This window comes from Pseudomonas sp. Irchel s3h14, assembly GCF_900187425.1.
In the GTDB taxonomy this organism is placed as follows: Bacteria; Pseudomonadota; Gammaproteobacteria; order Pseudomonadales; family Pseudomonadaceae; genus Aquipseudomonas.
This window is the reverse complement of sequence record NZ_FYDJ01000001.1, coordinates 655,692-669,309: the sequence shown is the minus strand read 5'-3', so window position 1 is coordinate 669,309 and position 13,618 is coordinate 655,692. Positions and strand designations below refer to the sequence as shown.

Genomic DNA, 13,618 nt, shown 5'->3' with positions numbered 1-13,618 from the left:
CATTGAGGCATTCCCACGCAGAGCGTGGGAACGATCCCCGTTTACTGAATCGAAATTATTTTCATCTTGCCCTATCACTTTTGAATTCTCGTCCGGCACCTAGGCAATTGAGAAATATTTCCATTCAGGAGCCGCTGTATGTCCCGTTCGCTAGACACTTTGTTGCGCCCCAGTTTGCTGGCGATTGCCATTGCCCTTTGTGCCCCTCTGGCCAGCAGTCAGCTGATTGCCGCTGAACAGGCGTCCAGCGTTCGCGCCTACAACCTGCCGGCCGCGCCATTGGCCAGCACCCTGAACCAGATCGCCAGCCAGGCGGGTCTGGCGCTGTCGTTGAATCCTTCACTGGCAGCGGGCAAGACCTCGGCGCCGGTCAAAGGCCAATTCGACGCAGCCGGCGCCCTGCGCGAAGCCTTGCGCGGCACTGGTCTGCAACTGGAACAAAGCAGCGCTGGCACTTATAGCCTGGTGGCCGTGCCTGAAGGCGTGATGGCTCTGCCGGAAACCGCCGTCATTGGCGTGGAAAACACCGAAAGTGCCTGGGGCCCGGTGCAAGGTTACCTGGCGACCCGCACCGCCGCCGGCACCAAGACCGATACCGCGCTGGTCGAGGCACCGCGCTCGATTTCGATCGCCACCCGCGAGCAAATGGACGACCGCAATGTGCACAGCCTCGATGACGCGGTGCGCTACATGCCCGGCATCACCGCCAGCAGCTACGGCAGCGACACCCGTGCCGATTGGTTGCGTGTACGCGGTTTCGAACCGACGCAATTCCTCGACGGCCTGCCACTGCCAAAAGGCGTGTACGCCAACCCGAAACAGGAGACCTGGAACCTCGACCGCCTCGCCCTGCTGCGCGGCCCGGCCTCATCGGTTTACGGCCAGACCCCGCCAGGTGGCTTGCTGGACATGGTCAGTCGTCGCCCCAGCGCCGAATCGAGCAGCGAAATCCAGGTGCAATATGGCAGCGACAACCATCGCCAGATCAACTTTGCCAGCACCGGCAAGATCGATGACGAAGGCCAGTTTCTCTACGGTTTGAGCGGTGTGGTGCGCGACAGCGGCACGCAGATCGACCACGTCGACAACAAACGCTACAACATCGCGCCGAGCCTGACCTGGAACATCGACGAAGACACCAAATTCACCCTGCTGACGCAGTTCACCCGCGACGATACCGGGATCACCAGCCAGTTCTTGCCGGTGCAGGGCACCAAGATCCACTCGCCGCTTGGCAAGATTTCCCATCACAAGAACCTCGGCGACCCGGACTGGGAATTCTACGACCGCACCTACTACGCACTGGGTTACGCCTTTGAACATCGTTTGAACGATGTCTGGCAGTTCAAGCAGAACCTGCGTTACACCAAATCGGACCTGTCCTTCCAGGCCCTCACCCCCGGCGCCTACCCGTTCACCCAGGTCGATGCCGACGGCAACGTTGGCCGCTCGAGCACCAGTGTCGACGAGGACATCAGCCAGTTCGCCGTGGACAACAACTTCCAGGGCGACTTCGCGACCGGCGACATCCGTCACACCCTGTTGATCGGCCTCGATCACCAGCGCACCAACACCAACTACACCTCGATCTTCGGTGACGGTCTGACCACCAACGTCAACAACCCGATCTATGGCCAGCCCATCGTTCGTCCGCCACGTTCGGCGGCGTTTTACGACTACAACCAGAAGACCTACCAGACCGGCCTGTACGTCCAGGACCAAATGGCCCTCGACCAATGGCGCCTGACGTTGGGTGGTCGTGAAGACTGGGTCCACACCGGCACAAGGTTCTTCAACAAGGGCGACGCCACCAACACCGAGCGCGACAAGAACTTCAGCGGCAACGCGGCGATCAGCTACGTGTTCGACAACGGCATCGTGCCGTACCTGTCCTACGCCGAGTCGTTCCAGCCGACCAGCAACGCCACGGCATCGCCGACCGATTCGTTCAAGCCGACTGAAGGCAAGCAGTGGGAACTGGGCATCAAGTACCAACCGCCTGGCAGCAGCACCCTGCTGACCGCTGCGGTCTACGACCTGACCCAGAAAAACGTCTCCGTCACCACGACCAACTCGGACAACGTTTCGGTCACCAGCCAGACCGGTGAAGTGAAAGTCAAAGGCCTGGAACTGGAAGCCGTTTCCGATGTGACCGAGAACCTCAAGGTCATCGCCGCTTACACCCTGGCCAAATCCGAAGTGCAGAAAGGCGACTTTAAAGGCAATCGTCTGCAACTGATGCCTAACCAGCAGGCTTCGCTGTGGGCCGATTACACCTGGCACAACGGTGTGCTGGACGGTTTCGGCATCGGCGCCGGCGCTCGCTACACCGGCAATACCTACGGCGACCAGGGCAATACCTCGCTCGGCAAGGCTGACGCCTACACCGTGTTCGACGCCGCGGTTCATTACGACCTGGGCCGCCTGGACAACAGCCTCAAAGGCGCCTCCCTGGCACTGAACGCTACCAACCTGTTCGACAAGGACTACATCTCCACGTGCGACAGTTTCTACTGCTACTACGGCGACCAACGCAGCGTCGTCGCCAGTGCCACTTACAAGTGGTAATGGCCTGACCTGACACGCCCAAGACCAGAGCCGTCCGACATGGACGGCTTTGGTATTTCTGAAGGCTATGAAATGAAAAGCAAAACAATTCGCCGCTGGTCCTTCGTCCACACCTGGACCAGCCTGATCTGCACCGTGTTCCTGCTGATGCTCGCGCTGACCGGCCTGCCATTGATCTTCCATCACGAGATCGACCACCTGCTGGGCGATGCCGCTGAGTTGAAGGCGATGCCGGCGGACACCCCGCTGCTGAATTTGCAGCAGTTGGTGCAGGCGGCTGAACAGCATCGTCCCGGCGAGGTCATGCAGTATTTCGGATTCGATGAAGACGAGCCCAACGCCGCGATTACGATCATGGCGGCCACCGCCGGCACTGAACCGAATTCGTCTCACACCTTCATGCTCGACGCCCGTACCGGCGAAGCGCTGGAGATGCCATCGGCCAATGGCGGCTTCATGATGATCATGTTGCGCCTGCACGTGGACATGTTCGCCGGTCTGCCGGGCAAGTTGCTGCTGGCGTTCATGGGGATTCTGTTCGTGGTGGCGATTATCTCCGGGACGGTGCTGTACTTGCCGTTCATGCGGCGTTTGAAATTCGCCACCGTGCGCCAGGACAAATCCACCCGCCTGCGTTGGCTCGATCTGCATAACCTGATCGGTGTAGTGACGCTGACCTGGGCCTTGGTGGTCGGTGTCACCGGCGTCATCAGCGCCTGCGCCGACCTGTTGATTGCCGCGTGGCGCAACGACAGCCTGAGCGCGATGGTCGCGCCGTACCGCGACGCGCCGCCACTGACACAACTGGCACCCGCGACCCGCTTGCTCGACATCGCCAAGGAAGTCGCACCGGGCATGCAGCCGGACTTCATCGCCTTCCCCGGCACACGCTTCTCCAGCGAACACCATTACGCGGTGTTCATGAAAGGCAGCACCCACCTGACCTCGCACTTGTTGACACCGGTGCTGATCGACGCCAGCACCCTGCAAGTCACCGCCGTGGCCGAACGCCCGTGGTACATGGACGCCATGGGCATGTCTCAACCGTTGCACTTCGGTGATTACGGCGGCATGCCGATGAAGATCCTCTGGGCGACGCTGGATGGGCTGACCATCATCGTGCTCGGGAGCGGGGTTTACCTGTGGGTGGTGCGGCGCAAGGCTGCGAAACCTGCGTTCGAGAACGCGGAGAGTCCAGCATGAGGCCGCGGCAGTCGAATTTCTGGAAGGTCTTTTCCACCCCCACGGTTATCGCCCTGCTCAGTGCCGCGGGGTTGTTTGCCGCGTTGCTGGGGGATGGTGTGTGGGACGCATTGAGCTGGCTTGGCCTGGGCGTTCCCGCAATCCTCGCCCTGCGCGGCCTGCTGCAACGCCACTAAAACCCTGTGGGAGCGGGCTTGCTCGCGAAGGCGGTGTGTCAGTCAACATTGATGCTGACTGACACACCGCCTTCGCGAGCAAGCCCGCTCCCACATGGGTTAATCTTGAGCTCTCGGACCAACGCGCTATGCTGCCCAGCACTGCCCCACACCGAGACGCTGCCATGTCCGCCCCCAGCATGACCCTGTTCCACAACCCGTTGTCGCCCTTCGTTCGCAAAGTCATGGTGCTGCTGCACGAAACCGGTCAACAGGACCGCGTGGCGCTGCAAGACTGCGTGCTCACGCCGGTCAGCCCTGACCTGATACTCAACGAAGACAATCCGCTGGGTAAAATCCCGGCCTTGCGCCTGGCCGATGGCAACGTCATCCATGACAGCCGGGTGATCCTCGATTACCTCGATCACCAGCACGTCGGCAACCCGCTGATACCGCGTAACGGCTCGGCCCGCTGGCGGCGCCTGACCCTGGCCTCCCTGGCCGACGGGATCATGGACGCTGCGGTGCTGATTCGTTATGAAGTCGCCCTGCGCGCCCCGGAAAAACACTGGGACGAGTGGCTCGATGGCCAGCGCGAGAAGATTCGTCGCGGCCTGGCATTGCTGGAAGCGGACGCGATTGCCGAGCTGACCAGCCATTTCGATGTAGCGGCGATCAGTGTTGCCTGTGCGTTGGGCTACCTGGATTTGCGCCATCCGGATCTGGAATGGCGCACGGTGAATCCGAAGCTGGCGAACTGGTACTTTGAGGTGAGTCAGCGGGCTTCGATGCTGGCGACGATGCCCAAGGTTTAGATTTTCACTGGTTGTCCGGGCCTCTTCGCGAGCAAGTCGAATCGTCGCACCGCCGCTCCCACATTTGATCTGTGGTGTGCACATTTTTTGTGTTCACAGGAGATCCAGTGTGGGAGCGGGCTTGCTCGCGAATGCACCACACCGAATCGACTGGAAACAACCCGAATATCAGCGTCGCCAACACCTCTCCCTCGCGCTGATCCTCGCGCAACCCCAACGACCGGCTCATTCCACCGCTCCCATATCAAACACCAACGGCTTGGCCGACTTCTGCCCAATCCCATACCAGTCCAGCTTGCGGGTCAGCACCATAAACACGCCCAGCAACCCGAACAACAGCAGCGAACCCATCAACAACGCGTAATCCTCTGCACTGAGCAAGCCATAGAGCAAGCCATACAACGCCGCCAATCCCGCCGAAAAACTCAAGCCGTGACGCACGCTGCGCAGCACATGGCAGACATAAAAACCGATCAACAACACACAGCCGCCCGCCGACAGCAGGTACGCCAGGGCAAAGCCGATGTGCTCGGACAGCGACAGCAACAGCAGGTAGAAAAACGCCAGGGCCACGCCCACCAACGCGTACTGGATTGGATGCACGGCCATGCTTTTGAGCACTTCGAACAGGAAGAATCCGGCGAAGGTCAGGGCAATGAACAGCAGCGCGTATTTGATCGCCCGATCACTCTTGAGGTACTGATCCACCGGATCGATGAAACTCACCCCGAAGTTGCGGCTCTTGAACTCGTCACAACGGTCGCTGGTCAGGCAGTTGGTCAAGGCTTCTTCCAGGTTGGTGGAAAAGAACGAAGTCTGCCAATTCGCGGTAAAACCTGTCCCGGTGACTTCACGCTGAGCCGGCAAGTAGTTGCCGATAAAGCTCGGGTGAGGCCAGTTGGCCGCCAGTTGCACCTTGCTGGTTTTGCCGACCGGAGTGATCTGCAACTGGCCGGTGCCCTGCAGGCGCAGGTCAAAGGCGAACGCCAGTTCCGCGCCTTTGTGCCTGTCCAGCGCGGGCAACATGACGTGTGCCCCCTCGCCTAGCCAGCCCAGTTGCGTGCCCGGTTCAAAGTCCAGACTCTGACCATTGAGGTCCAGTTTCAGGGCATTTTCGATCCCGCGGATATCGCTGATGCCTATCGTCAGAAACGCTTGATCAAACTGATAATCGGCGAAATCTTCCTTGATACCCAGCTGCGCGGGAATCGAAAAAAGGCCGCTGATGTGGTTGTCGGCGTGGTACAGCCGCGCCTCGTAAATACCCCGCGAGCGCAACTCGGTCTGCACCTTGCCGTCGAGCTCGAAACGCTCCGGCAGAAAATACAGATGGCCGCGTTCTTCGCCGGTTTCCTGGTAGCGCTTGTTGGTTTTCTCATTGGTCTTCCAGATCCGCACCACTTTGCGATACGGCACCACCATCAGCGGCCCGCTCAGTTGCTGGCTGTAGCTGGAACTGCGGGCAATGTCTTCGAGAACACCGTCGCGCAGTTGCTGACGATCCTGGATCACACCGTTAATCATCAGGAGCGGGATCAGCAACAACAGAATCAGAAGGGCAATTGCCCCGAGTTTTATGGTCAGGCTGCGGTTCATGGGACTCTCCCTGTTTGGATGGGGAGAGTCTGGGATGGGTGTGTGGGGGATTTGTGGGGGGAATGTGGAGAGTGTGTGGAGAGTGTGTGGAGAGTGTTTTGATTTTGATCGTTCCCACGCTCTGCGTGGGAATGCAGCCCGGGACGCTCCGCGTCCCAAAAGCGGACGCAGAGCGTCCATTGAGGCATTCCCACGCAGAGCGTGGGAACGATCACACGGGGAAGTGCAAACCTACTTCAACACCGCCCTCGACATTGCCGATGCACAGTTCTCCGCCATGCAGCTTCAACACCTCCTCAACAAAGTTAAGCCCCAGTCCAGTGCTCTTGCGCCCGCTGTCCGGTCGCGGCAGAGAATAAAAACGTTCGCTCAAACGCGGCAACGCATAGTCGGGAATCGCCTCGGCCTGGTTAAAAAGTTTGAATTCGATTTGCTCGCCGACCTTCGCGGCACTGAATCGCAACACGCCCGTTGCAGGCGTGAAATCCAACGCATTCTCCAGCAAATTACCCAATGCCTGACGCAACAGGAACGGTTCACCGGTCAGCACCAGATCTGTTGCAATGGTTTGTTCCACGCGCAACTGCTTGCCTTCGATGCGCGCCGCCTGAGCGCTCAGCAATTCATCTACCAACTTCGCCAGCGGCACCGCCACCCGCTCCTCCAGTCCTTGGCGTTGCTCGACCAGTGCCAGATTCAACAGGCGCTCGATCAACTGCTGCATCCGCGCGCTTTCGGTGTCGATGTTGCTGACAAAACGCTGCTGCTGAGCCAGCGGCATCTCGCCTTGCAGCAACTCTGCTGCGCCGCGAATCGCCGCCAGCGGGCTTTTCAGTTCGTGGGTCAATGTGTGCACGTAACGCTCGACGTAGGCCTTGCCTTCTAGCTGTGTGCGCATCTGCTCCACCGCCGTCGCCAGCTGTTCCAGTTCGCCGCCACGGTAGTGCGGAACCTCGACCCGCCGGCCTTCACTGACTGCCTGTGCATAAGCCGTCAATCGCCGCAGTGCCGCGCTCAACCACCACGACAACAACGCGCCGAACAGCAGACCGAGGCCGATCAGCCCGGCACCCCAGGCAAGCAATCGCCGTTCGGTGCGATCAACGTATGGCTGCAACGAGCTGTTGGGTTTGGCCACGGTAACCACGCCGATGATCTGGCCGTTGTCGCGAATCGGGGCGCCGACGTGCATCACTGAGGAGTTCGGATCGTCCGGATCGCTGCGGCTGGAACGAGCGCCGTATTCGCCTCGCAGGGTCAGTAAAACGTCGTTCCAGCGCGAGTAATCCTGCCCCACTGCCACACCGCTGGAGTCCAGCACCACGACGCCCTTGGCATCGGTGACGTAGATCCGGTGGTTGACCTGATTCTTCGGCAAGCCCCAGATGCTCGCCTTCGGTTGCCGTTCGCCATAAGCCTTGAGCAGCTCGGGCCAGCGGTTCTGATTCAGGGTGCCGGCCTTGAAGTCGTCGCGCAGGATTTCGGCCATCAGGTTGGCGGTGTCGACCAGCGTTTCTTCGGTGGACTGGCGCACGCCGGGACGGATTTCTTCCATCACGGTGTTCAGCACGAAGTAACCGGTCAGGCCGATAAACAGCACGTAGACCAGGAATATCCGGATCCCCAGAGGCATCAGCTACGCCCCGGGCTGTAGCTGTATCCGAGGCCGCGATGGGTCTGGATCGGTTCTGCATCAGCCTTCACCTGGCGCAGTTTGGCGCGCACGCTCTTGATGTGGCTGTCGATGCTGCGCTCGTACCCGGCATCGGCGGCGACGCCCAGCGCATCGAGCAATTGCTCGCGGCTGAAGACCCGCTCGGGTTGCTCCAGCAGGCATTGCAGCAGACGAAACTCATGGCGGGTCAGGGTTAGAAGCTGACCGCGATAGCTGATTTGCACTCGTTCGCCGTCAATGCGAAACAGCGCCGATGACACCTCGGCGGTCGCTCGCGGCGCCATGCGTTTGAGAATCGCCCGGACCCGCGCCGCCACCTCCCTTGGGCTGAACGGCTTGACCACGTAATCGTCGGCACCGATTTCCAGGCCCACGACGCGATCGATTTCAGCATCACGGGCACTGAGAAAAATCACCGGCACTTCGCTGAAACGCCGCAATTGCTTGCAGGTCTCGAAGCCGCTGATGTCCGGCAGACCAATGTCGAGAATGATCAGGTCGGCCGGGGTCTGGCGCTGATGCTCAAGCGCAGCGGCGCCAAGGCTCAGCCAGGTGGTGGTGAAGCCCTCGCCCTGCAAGGCGAAAATCAGGGTGTCGGCAATCGCCGCTTCGTCTTCGACAATCAGGATATGAGGCATGGCGTCCGAGCCCGGGAGTTAAGTGGGCGAACGGTGCCCCAAGGCTCACGTCACGTCAATGAGACCACTTGAAATCAGCAGTCGGGCTTGTCCGCCGTAAAGCGTCGTGCCGGGTTCACCGCCGCGCCGAACTCACGTAAGGCTTTGGCACCGATCAACAATGGGTAGTTGAAGCTGCTGCGGTCGGTGAGGTTGACCTCAACGGTGCGCTTGACGTTGCCCAGGCACAGTTCCAGATCGACCACCGGACGCTTGGTGGGTTCGACCGCTTCGTTGTCGTCCTCGTCTTCTTCGGAGCGGGTCTTGATCTTGCTGATCCGCGCGACCTTGTGTTCGTAGACCTTGTTGCTCGCGCCTTTGGTGGCGAGGCGGAAACGCACCCACTCGTCGCCATCGCGGGTAAAGGTTTCGATGTCTTTGGCCGACAGCGACGCGGTCAGGGCGCCGGTGTCCATCTTGGCCTTGAGGACTTCGCCACCGATTTCCGGCAGCGCGATGTATTCATAGCGCCCGTACAGGGTCGGCTCAGCGGCCAGGACCGGCAGGGCCACGAGGGAAAGCAGTGCAAGGAGAGATTTCACGTAATGGGCTTCCTTGAGGAGTGGGCAGCGGAATTTTAGACCGTTATCGAGTAGATCGTTCCCACGCTCTGCGTGGGAACGATCAGTGTGAAGAGGTTAGCGGTTCGAACGTGAAACATTCGTCGTCGCCGATTTGGCCTGCCGTCCGAAGCTGCTTATCATTGCGCGCCCAAATGCTTTCAAGAGTTATTTATGCGCCGCCTGCTCACCGGCTGTTTCGTTACCCTGCTGCTGTTGCTCAACACCTTGGTCCTGTTCGGGCCGCTGATGGTGTTCGCCTTGCTCAAACTGGTCCTGCCCGGCCGCTTGCGTGATTACGCCTCATGGACGGTGACGGGGATCGCCGAAACCTGGGCCGAAATCGACAAGCTGATTTTCCGCCTGTGCATCCCCACACAATGGGACATCCGTGGTGGCGATGACCTGCGGGTCGACACGTCGTATCTGGTGATCAGCAACCATCAATCCTGGGTCGATATCCCGGCGCTGATCCAGACGCTGAATCGCCGCACGCCGTTCTTCAAATTCTTCCTCAAGAAAGAGCTGATCTGGGTGCCGTTCCTGGGGCTAGCGTGGTGGGCGCTGGATTATCCGTTCATGAAACGCTACACCAAGGCATTCCTGGCGAAGCACCCTGAGCTGGCCGGAAAGGATCTGGAGATCACCCAAGCGGCGTGCGAGTTGTACAAACGTCAGCCGGTGACGGTGGTCAATTACCTGGAAGGCACACGCTTTACCGCTGCGAAACGTGCCCAGCAGCAATCACCCTTCAGCCTCCTGCTCAGGCCCAAGGCTGGCGGCGTGGCGTTTGTTCTGGCGGCAATGGGCGAACAGCTGGACGCCGTCCTTGATGTGACGGTGGTGTATCCGCAGCAGACGATTCCGGGGTTCTGGGATTTGCTCAGCGGCAACGTGCCGAGGGTCATCATCGACATCAAGACCCGCGAACTCGACCCGGCGCTGTGGCAGGGCGATTACGAAAACGATCCGCAGTTTCGCGAAACGATCCAGAACTGGGTCAACCAGCTCTGGATCGAGAAGGACCAGCGCATCGACGCGTTGCGCGCCGAGCGCCGCTGAATCAGGTACCGGTGCCTGCGCCCCAGATCCCGCCCAGGTTTGTCAGCAGCGACCCGCCGACGCCCTGCTGACCAAAAAATTGCAGAAGCACGGGGGCAAACAGGCCGATCATGCCAGTGTCCATGCCCAACGCGCTGAAGGCACTGTTCAGGTCGTTGGTGTTATTCAGGTTGCCCAAGACGTTGTCCAGACCTGCCGCTTGACCGGACGAGCCAAGCAAGCCGCTGAGGAGGCCCAGTTGACCGCCACCGGACAGTAAGTCGATTCCGGGCACGCTTTTGGACAACTCCGAGTAGTCGGTCGAACTCAATTGATTCTTCGCCAGACCGAGCATCGCCCCGGCACCGCCAATGGCTTGTTCTGGCGTCACGTTTAACTGGCTGAGGGCACTCAGCAGACCGGCCGTCTGCGCGGTCGTCGCAGTCGGCGCGGCTGCGGCTGCGTCATCGTCCTGCGTGCCGGAGAGGGCATTGGCCGCATCGAACAGGCTGAACTGAGCAAAGACCGGACTGGCCGCCAGACACATCAGCGAAGCCAGTGCAAAACCGCGTGAAATCTTCATCCAGACATCCTCATGTGCCATGAAAACCGCCCGGCAATGGGCAGCGAAAAACCGTGTGTTGGACTGGCATCCCAGAGGATTGTTCCGAGTCTTGGCGAGCCCCCGACGAACAGTCGAAAAAGAATTAGGCGCTGATTGGCAAACCGATTGCGTTGGCGGTCAGTCTTGAGCCGGAGGGCGGTTCGCCGACGGGGCAGCCGACGGGACCCGTTCTATATCAAGGCGCATTTGCAGCCCTGTAAATGATCGTTCCCACGCTCTGCGTGGTAATGCCTCCTGTGACGCTCTGCGTCACGCTTTGGGACGCGGAGCGTCCCGGGCTGCATTCCCACGCGGAGCGTGGGAACGATCATCATCGAACAAAAAACGGCGACCCGAGGGTCGCCGTTTTGTTTTGCGTGAAGCCTTACGCTGCGCTGAACAGTTTGTGCGGATCGATCACAAACTTCTTCGGCACGCCCGCATCGAACTCGCCATAACCACGTGGCGCGTCATCCAGGCTGATGACTTCCACACCCACGATGTCGGCAATGTGGATACGGTCCCACATGATCGCCTGCATCAGCTGGCGGTTGTACTTCATCACTGGCGTCTGGCCGGTGTGGAAGCTGTGGGATTTGGCCCAGCCCAGACCGAAGCGGATGCTCAGGCTGCCCATCTTCGCGGCTGCATCGACTGCACCCGGATCTTCAGTCACGTACAGGCCTGGGATACCGATTTTGCCGGCAACCCGAACCACGCCCATCAGCGAGTTGAGCACGGTGGCCGGAGCCTCGTGTTTCACGCCGTCATGGCCATGACCGCGCGCTTCGAAGCCCACGGCGTCGACGGCGCAATCCACTTCTGGCTCGCCCAGCAGTGCAGCGATCTGTTCGTGCAGCGGGGTGTCCAGGGACAGGTCGGCGATTTCGAAACCCTGAGCCTTGGCGTGCGCCAGGCGGACGGTGTTGACGTCACCGATGATCACTACCGCTGCGCCCAACAGGCGAGCGGAAGCGGCAGCAGCCAGACCGACAGGACCGGCACCGGCGATGTACACGGTGCTGCCCGGGCCAACGCCCGCAGTCACTGCGCCGTGGTAACCGGTCGGCAGGATGTCGGAGAGGCAGGTCAGGTCGCGGATTTTTTCCATCGCGCGATCGCGATCCGGCAGTTTCAGCAGGTTGAAGTCGGCATACGGCACCATCGCGTATTCAGCCTGACCACCGGTCCAGTCGCCCATGTCGACATAACCGTAAGCACCGCCCGGACGCGCCGGGTTAACGCTCAGGCAAACGCCGGTGTGCATTTCCTTGCAGGAACGGCAGCGCCCGCAAGCCACGTTGAACGGCACCGACACCAGGTCGCCGATTTGCAGGTTTTCGACGTCGCTGCCCTTCTCGATCACTTCACCGGTGATCTCGTGGCCCAGTACCAGGCCGGTTTGAGCGGTAGTACGGCCACGCACCATGTGCTGGTCGGAACCACAGATGTTGGTGGAAACCACACGCAGGATGACAGCGTGGTTAATCTTCCTGCCGCGCGGGTCCTGCATTTTTGGATAGTCGATTTTCTGTATTTCGACTTTGCCATTGCCGAGATACACCACACCACGATTGCCAGACATGCTTTCACCTCGCTGTTGTTTTTATGTAGCGGTCGCGTCGCCATGGAACGGCGGCGCGTTGATTGCTCGGGTTATTGCTTGTGTGTCTTGTGTTGTTTGAGAGGGCCTCTTCGCGAGCAAGCCCGCTCCCACATTGGATTTAGGGTGTGTCTGAAATCTGTGTCCCGACACAAATCCCTGTGGGAGCGGCGGTGCGACGATTCGACTTGCTCGCGAATGGGTCGCGAAGCGGCCCCAAAATCTAAAGAACGACCGTTCTGTTCGCGTTCAAAAACACTCGTCGTTCAATGTGATAACCAACTGCCCGGGCCAGGGTCAGCCCTTCGATATCCCGCCCTTTGGCGATTAGATCTTCCGGGTAATGACTGTGGTCCACAGCCTCTACGCCCTGGGCGATGATCGGGCCTTCGTCCAGGTCGTTGTTGATGTAATGCGCCGTGGCACCCACCAATTTCACGCCCTTGTTGTAGGCCTGGTGATAAGGCTTGGCGCCCTTGAAACCCGGCAGCAGGGAGTGATGGATGTTGATCGCCTTGCCGTCGAGTTTGCGGCACAACTCTGGCGACAGGACTTGCATGTAGCGGGCAAGGATCACCAGTTCGGCGCCAGACTCTTCGATCACCTGCCAGACCTGACGCTCCTGGGACGGTTTGTCGTTCGGGTCAAGCGGGAAGTGGTGGTACGGAATCTGATGCCAGTCCGCCAACGGCTTGAGGTCCGGGTGGTTGGAAACCACGGCGGCCACGTCCATCGACAATTGACCGATGCGCTGGCGGTAGAGCAAATCGTTGAGGCAGTGATCGGCCTTGGAGACCATGATCACCACTTTCGGGCGGTAGTTCGGCGCGGTCAGTTCGAAGATCATGCCGAAGGCTTGGCCGCGTTCTTCGAGACCGGCACGAAAGGCTTGTTCGTCGAAGCCGTCGGGCTGACGGAATTCCACACGAATGAAGAAACGGCCCGAAAGCCGATCATCGAAGGAATGGTGTTCGGTGACGTAGCAGCCCTGCTCGAACAGAAAGCGGGTCACCGCGTCCACGGTGCCGAGAACGCTTGGGCAGTCGGCGGTCAGAATCCATGTGTCTGGGGCGCGGCTCATAGTGCGGTGACTCCTATCTGATCGTTCCCACGCTCTGCGT

The 13,618-nt window shown here is 60.1% G+C and carries 12 protein-coding genes and 1 pseudogene; 6 read left to right on the top strand and 7 right to left on the bottom strand.

All coding sequences use genetic code 11. The features are described from left to right. Positions 1-138: 138 nt before the first annotated feature. The 4 genes from CKW16_RS03225 (at position 139) to CKW16_RS03210 (ending at position 4,741) form a co-directional block, all read left to right on the top strand. Positions 139-2,568 (top strand): TonB-dependent siderophore receptor, encoded by a 2,430-nt coding sequence (locus CKW16_RS03225; protein WP_095127177.1) that lies wholly within the window; start codon positions 139-141, stop codon positions 2,566-2,568. Between the two features lie 72 nt (positions 2,569-2,640). After that, positions 2,641-3,771: a PepSY domain-containing protein gene (locus CKW16_RS03220; protein WP_095127258.1), complete on the top strand. Its 1,131-nt coding sequence runs from the start codon at positions 2,641-2,643 to the stop codon at positions 3,769-3,771. After that, complete coding sequence (locus CKW16_RS03215; RefSeq protein ID WP_095127176.1) at positions 3,768-3,947, top strand: hypothetical protein; 180 nt, start codon at positions 3,768-3,770, stop codon at positions 3,945-3,947. The genes CKW16_RS03220 and CKW16_RS03215 overlap by 4 nt, the downstream gene beginning before the upstream one ends. 164 nt (positions 3,948-4,111) lie before the next feature. Next, entirely contained in the window at positions 4,112-4,741 is a 630-nt protein-coding gene (locus tag CKW16_RS03210) for a glutathione S-transferase (protein WP_095127175.1), read from the top strand. A gap of 225 nt (positions 4,742-4,966) precedes the next feature. Here CKW16_RS03210 and creD read toward each other — a convergent pair whose 3' ends face one another. The 4 genes from creD to CKW16_RS03180 all read right to left on the bottom strand — a co-directional run bounded on the left by creD (position 4,967) and on the right by CKW16_RS03180 (position 9,231). Next, on the bottom strand, positions 4,967-6,337 hold the full coding sequence (creD, locus tag CKW16_RS03200; RefSeq protein WP_095127173.1) for a cell envelope integrity protein CreD: 1,371 nt from the start codon (positions 6,335-6,337) through the stop codon (positions 4,967-4,969). 211 nt (positions 6,338-6,548) lie between these two features. Continuing rightward, a complete protein-coding gene (gene creC, locus CKW16_RS03190) occupies positions 6,549-7,970 on the bottom strand; it encodes a two-component system sensor histidine kinase CreC (RefSeq protein ID WP_095127171.1) in 1,422 nt (473 codons plus the stop codon). Then, the gene (gene creB, locus CKW16_RS03185; protein WP_095127170.1) at positions 7,970-8,650 is read right to left on the bottom strand and encodes a two-component system response regulator CreB; all 681 of its coding nucleotides are present in this window, start codon (positions 8,648-8,650) and stop codon (positions 7,970-7,972) included. The genes creC and creB overlap by 1 nt, the downstream gene beginning before the upstream one ends. Before the next feature lie 74 nt (positions 8,651-8,724). After that, positions 8,725-9,231: an ATP-dependent zinc protease gene (locus CKW16_RS03180; RefSeq protein ID WP_095127169.1), complete on the bottom strand. Its 507-nt coding sequence runs from the start codon at positions 9,229-9,231 to the stop codon at positions 8,725-8,727. 192 nt (positions 9,232-9,423) lie between these two features. Between CKW16_RS03180 and CKW16_RS03175 the strand changes: the two genes are divergently transcribed. After that, positions 9,424-10,311: an acyltransferase gene (locus CKW16_RS03175; protein ID WP_095127168.1), complete on the top strand. Its 888-nt coding sequence runs from the start codon at positions 9,424-9,426 to the stop codon at positions 10,309-10,311. Between the two features lies 1 nt (position 10,312). Here the strand turns inward: CKW16_RS03175 and CKW16_RS03170 are convergent, their stop codons facing one another. Further along, on the bottom strand, positions 10,313-10,873 hold the full coding sequence (locus CKW16_RS03170) for a DUF2780 domain-containing protein (protein ID WP_095127167.1): 561 nt from the start codon (positions 10,871-10,873) through the stop codon (positions 10,313-10,315). A gap of 131 nt (positions 10,874-11,004) precedes the next feature. Here CKW16_RS03170 and CKW16_RS32435 point away from each other — a divergent pair. Beyond that, a pseudogene (locus CKW16_RS32435) lies at positions 11,005-11,115 on the top strand (anti-sigma factor); the annotation flags it as partial. Between the two features lie 164 nt (positions 11,116-11,279). On the opposite strand, the gene fdhA reads toward CKW16_RS32435, so the two are convergent. Both fdhA and purU read right to left on the bottom strand, forming a co-directional pair. Continuing rightward, positions 11,280-12,479 (bottom strand): formaldehyde dehydrogenase, glutathione-independent, encoded by a 1,200-nt coding sequence (fdhA, locus tag CKW16_RS03155; RefSeq protein ID WP_007947729.1) that lies wholly within the window; start codon positions 12,477-12,479, stop codon positions 11,280-11,282. A gap of 241 nt (positions 12,480-12,720) precedes the next feature. After that, positions 12,721-13,578 (bottom strand): formyltetrahydrofolate deformylase, encoded by an 858-nt coding sequence (gene purU / locus CKW16_RS03150; RefSeq protein ID WP_046045318.1) that lies wholly within the window; start codon positions 13,576-13,578, stop codon positions 12,721-12,723. Between the last annotated feature and the right edge of the window lie 40 nt (positions 13,579-13,618).

Coding starts and splice junctions, on each gene's coding strand:
- CKW16_RS03215 (WP_095127176.1), top strand. CDS start 3,768: ATGAGGCCGCGGCAGTCGAATTTCTGGAAGGTCTTTTCCACCCCCACG.
- fdhA (WP_007947729.1), bottom strand. CDS start 12,479: ATGTCTGGCAATCGTGGTGTGGTGTATCTCGGCAATGGCAAAGTCGAA.
- creD (WP_095127173.1), bottom strand. CDS start 6,337: ATGAACCGCAGCCTGACCATAAAACTCGGGGCAATTGCCCTTCTGATT.
- CKW16_RS03225 (WP_095127177.1), top strand. CDS start 139: ATGTCCCGTTCGCTAGACACTTTGTTGCGCCCCAGTTTGCTGGCGATT.
- CKW16_RS03210 (WP_095127175.1), top strand. CDS start 4,112: ATGTCCGCCCCCAGCATGACCCTGTTCCACAACCCGTTGTCGCCCTTC.
- CKW16_RS03170 (WP_095127167.1), bottom strand. CDS start 10,873: ATGAAGATTTCACGCGGTTTTGCACTGGCTTCGCTGATGTGTCTGGCG.
- creB (WP_095127170.1), bottom strand. CDS start 8,650: ATGCCTCATATCCTGATTGTCGAAGACGAAGCGGCGATTGCCGACACC.
- purU (WP_046045318.1), bottom strand. CDS start 13,578: ATGAGCCGCGCCCCAGACACATGGATTCTGACCGCCGACTGCCCAAGC.
- CKW16_RS03220 (WP_095127258.1), top strand. CDS start 2,641: ATGAAAAGCAAAACAATTCGCCGCTGGTCCTTCGTCCACACCTGGACC.
- CKW16_RS03175 (WP_095127168.1), top strand. CDS start 9,424: ATGCGCCGCCTGCTCACCGGCTGTTTCGTTACCCTGCTGCTGTTGCTC.
- creC (WP_095127171.1), bottom strand. CDS start 7,970: ATGCCTCTGGGGATCCGGATATTCCTGGTCTACGTGCTGTTTATCGGC.